Below are 3551 nucleotides of genomic sequence, written 5' to 3'. Positions count from 1 at the left end.
CTGTTGGCTTCTGGCTGTGGGCATAGTCTCATCCTTGAAACTAACAAAATCACAGTATAGGTGATGGCTTCAGAGCTATCTTAGTATGGGTGTCTCTTTTAGCCGGTATGGGTGTCTCTTTTAGCCGGATTGTAGCCAGCCAAGTTGCTCCCGCTGAGTGGAGCGTTATGTTCTAAGGGGGAAAATTGAGAACTGCGACAAAGTGCATATTACTACTGTCTCTAACAACAATAATTGGTGCTCTAGTTGTATTGTTTGATCCAGTTGCACATGAACATTGGAACCCGGTAAGAACTAGTAATTTGGCTAATGAAAGCATAGAGGATTTAAGCCAGCTGAAGAGAAAGGATTTAGCTAGAATTGTTATAAATGTAAGTGAATACAACATGAACTATATTGACGGAGCTACCATGAGAATTCACTGGCTAAAGTGTTCACTTTTCATAGCTACCGGGATGCTTTCGATTATGACTGTTATGCTTGGAATTACCCTGTATAGAAAGAGAACATAACAAGCGCCTTAAGATACGGACGCAAAACGCTTGGCTTGTGCTCGTACCTCACGGATTGTAGCCAAGCTTTGTTTCCGCCGCTTAGGCGGGCGTTAGGTATTCAATAGGAATCTCAGGTGAATTATGGATCAGAGAGAATTAACTCAGATAAAGTCGGAGTCCTTATTAGAGCTACCAACAAATAAATTACTTGATGATTTTGGAGCTGGAAGAGCTTCTCCTGGATCTGGTAGTGCTGCGGCATTACTTGCAATTTTATCATGTAAAATGATCATAACTGTAAGTGATATTAGTTTAAATAAACAGGAATGCAATAAGTCTCATAAAGAAATTTCTTATATCAAAGAAAGGGTGGTTTCTGTTATTGAACCCAGATTAAAAGTTCTATTCGAGGCTGATGCTAGAGATTTTGATGAAGTAGTTAAGTTAAGAGTTTTAAGAGATCAGGCGCAAAGCTCTGCTGACAAATCTAACTATTCCAGAAAATCACTAGATATGTTAGAAGTTGCGACGGACTATACGTTTGAAATTGCTGATAAAGCTTTGACTTTAGTTGAATATGGAATTTCGATTTTTGAAAATGGATGGCATGCGATACGTGGCGATTCTGGAGTTTCGGTTAGTGCAGCTATGTCTGCGGTAATGTCTTGCATATTTATAATCAACTTGAATCTTAAAACACTAAAGCGAAGGAACTATTCTTCAAGACATTTAGATAAAGTTAAAGACCTGCAGAAAAGCCTAGAATTAATGCAGTTAAGGGCTCTTTCTTGTGTCACCTCTATTGGTTCCGAATCAGTTGAAGCTGTACAATTTGAACTAAAGAATACCTAAAGCACTGTAGGCGGATTTCAGCCAGCCCGGCTGCGCTCGTGCCTCGCTAAGTATAGCCGGGCAGTTTGCTCCCGCTAAGTAGAGCGTTATATCTCATTTAGGGCCAAACCAGTATGGATACGATTAAAGTTTTACTATTCTTAACTCTAATCGTGCTTGGTATCGGCTCTGCCGGTATCGGACTTTGGTTTGGGAGGTTGGCTTTATTGCCTGTTGGTAAAACGGTGAACCGCAAAGTGTTTGTATTTCGAACACTATTAATTGCAATGGCTCTTATCTTTGCTGGGGCGTTTGCAATAATTGATGGTTTATCACGCTTGTCTGCTCTGTAATGAGATATAACAAGCTGTTTAATAGTGGACAAAATTACGTTGGCTTGGTTTCACTCCTCTTCACATTTTAGCTAACATAATCTTTTCCATTAATAGGGCGTTAGGCTTACCTGAGGTTGTATGTGATTCTGTTTAATGAAAAGATAGTCGATGTGCTGAATGAGTACTTCTCAAAGAATAATCAGTATGTAGATTCCATACTATTGGCTTCGTATGGCTTCAATATACGGTTTCAAGATATTGAGATTCAATGCAATGAGCGAGTGTTCGCAACAATCGATGGTCAAACATACGAGTGGCACGATTCGCCGAACTCTGGTCCGTGGGCTCTCTGGGGCGGCAGCTAGCTAAGAACGCAACATTAAAAAGCTCTTCTTTGTGGACCATTTCTTTTGAAAGTGGCGACTCTATCGACATTGAGACAAAAGAGGGGCGCTTTGAATCCGTGGTTATGACGTTTCCACCACAGGGCGAATCGATAGTTATGGAAGTATTTTGATGGCTTTGAAGCTTAACAAGGCGCTGCAGACGGATAGCAATTCGCTTGGCTGTTGCTCGTGCCTCGCTCATTATAGCCAATCAAACTGCCTCCGCTAAGTGGAGCGTTATATATCACAGGAAGGATTATGTTGTATCTCCCGTTGTTGATCCCGCTCTATGGGGTGTTTTTCTACTTAGTTCTTAAATGGCTATATGTAGAGAATGAGCGAGTAAAGCGTTCATTCATATTGTCGTTGACGCTGTTGACCACTCAGCTTATCGGCGCGGCAGTAGTGTCAGTTGTAGGACTAGCTGATAGTGCTGTTCCTGTGATAAGCATTGGTTTGTTCGTGTTAATAGTCAATCGGCTTTTGATTTTGAAATGGTGGCAAGCGATTTTGATACCTATCGGCGTCACAACGGTTAGCTCGTTGGTTGCTGCCGTCGGATTCATGACCTTTTTCAAGTCAATCGCGTCAAGTTAATTGACATATAATAAAGCACTGCAGGAAGATTTCAACCAGGCTGGCTCTTGCTCGTGCCTCGCTGATTGTAGCCAGCCAAGTTGCTCCCGCTGAGTGGAGCGTTATGTGGATACATGGAAGCATTGAATGAATTTTGAAGAAGAATTGAGTAGTGAACTAGTAAAACACAGCGAATCTATGGCTTCATCATTAAAGGTTCTGTTTGCAAACATCCCAGAAAATACGAGCGAAATTCACATAGAAGTGTTCGCTAGTCAGGATGGAGATGGTATGTTTTCAGTTTATGTGAGTTTAGATGGTCCAGATTTACATGCTCTAAATAGGGCTATCGAAAGTTACGCCAGTTTATTTGAACCGAAATATGTAGGTTCAAATATTAAACCCTATATACCCACAGTAGATCCGTTCGACGTTGATTTTGAGGTGAATGATGTAGTTGTTGACTGCGTAGCAAATTGGATAAAGTCTATCTGGGAAAAACCTAAGGTATTGGCTAGCAATATCCCTGTTATCGTTGTGGGTCATGATAGCTTCGGTACAGTTACACCTCTTGAGCTAAGGTGATGTAAGTCTACATAACAAAGCGTTTAAAAATAAAATAGAGCAAAATAAAATAGACACCCATTTTAAAATCCTTGAAACTAACAAAATTGCAGTATAGATGATGGCTTCAGAGAGCTCTTAGCATGGATGTCTCTTTTAGCTCGTTTGGTAGTTAATGGACTGCTAACAAGTTACTCATAAGGGCGCAAACGCTTGGCTTGTGATCTTTCGTCGTTATTTTTAGCCAAGCATTTATGCGCCCATTAGTAAGGCGTTAGAGGAACTAAATATGAAATGGATATTAACCTTTGCAGTCGTGTTTTTTTCGCAGCCTCTTTTGGCGAGCAATTGTTTAAAATTCAACG

At 40.7% G+C, this 3551-nt stretch carries 5 protein-coding genes; all 5 read left to right on the top strand.

Translation table 11 applies throughout. The annotated features are described in order from the left end of the window. Positions 1-185 precede the first annotated feature (185 nt). The 5 genes from H598_RS26590 (at position 186) to H598_RS0113440 (ending at position 3207) form a co-directional block, all read left to right on the top strand. Positions 186-512, top strand: a complete 327-nt coding sequence (locus H598_RS26590) for a hypothetical protein (RefSeq protein ID WP_156897049.1) — start codon at positions 186-188, stop codon at positions 510-512. A gap of 123 nt (positions 513-635) precedes the next feature. Continuing rightward, positions 636-1346 (top strand): cyclodeaminase/cyclohydrolase family protein, encoded by a 711-nt coding sequence (locus H598_RS26105; RefSeq protein WP_084144471.1) that lies wholly within the window; start codon positions 636-638, stop codon positions 1344-1346. A 113-nt stretch (positions 1347-1459) separates the two neighbouring features. After that, on the top strand, positions 1460-1678 hold the full coding sequence (locus tag H598_RS26585; RefSeq protein ID WP_156897048.1) for a hypothetical protein: 219 nt from the start codon (positions 1460-1462) through the stop codon (positions 1676-1678). A gap of 626 nt (positions 1679-2304) precedes the next feature. Then, positions 2305-2643, top strand: a complete 339-nt coding sequence (locus H598_RS0113445) for a hypothetical protein (RefSeq protein ID WP_028113469.1) — start codon at positions 2305-2307, stop codon at positions 2641-2643. 126 nt (positions 2644-2769) lie between these two features. Further along, positions 2770-3207 (top strand): DUF6389 family protein, encoded by a 438-nt coding sequence (locus tag H598_RS0113440; protein WP_028113468.1) that lies wholly within the window; start codon positions 2770-2772, stop codon positions 3205-3207. The last annotated feature ends 344 nt before the right edge of the window (positions 3208-3551 follow it).

This window comes from Ferrimonas kyonanensis DSM 18153 (genome assembly GCF_000425405.1).
Classification (GTDB): domain Bacteria; phylum Pseudomonadota; class Gammaproteobacteria; order Enterobacterales; family Shewanellaceae; genus Ferrimonas; species Ferrimonas kyonanensis.
This window is presented reverse-complemented; position numbering and strand designations above follow the sequence as displayed.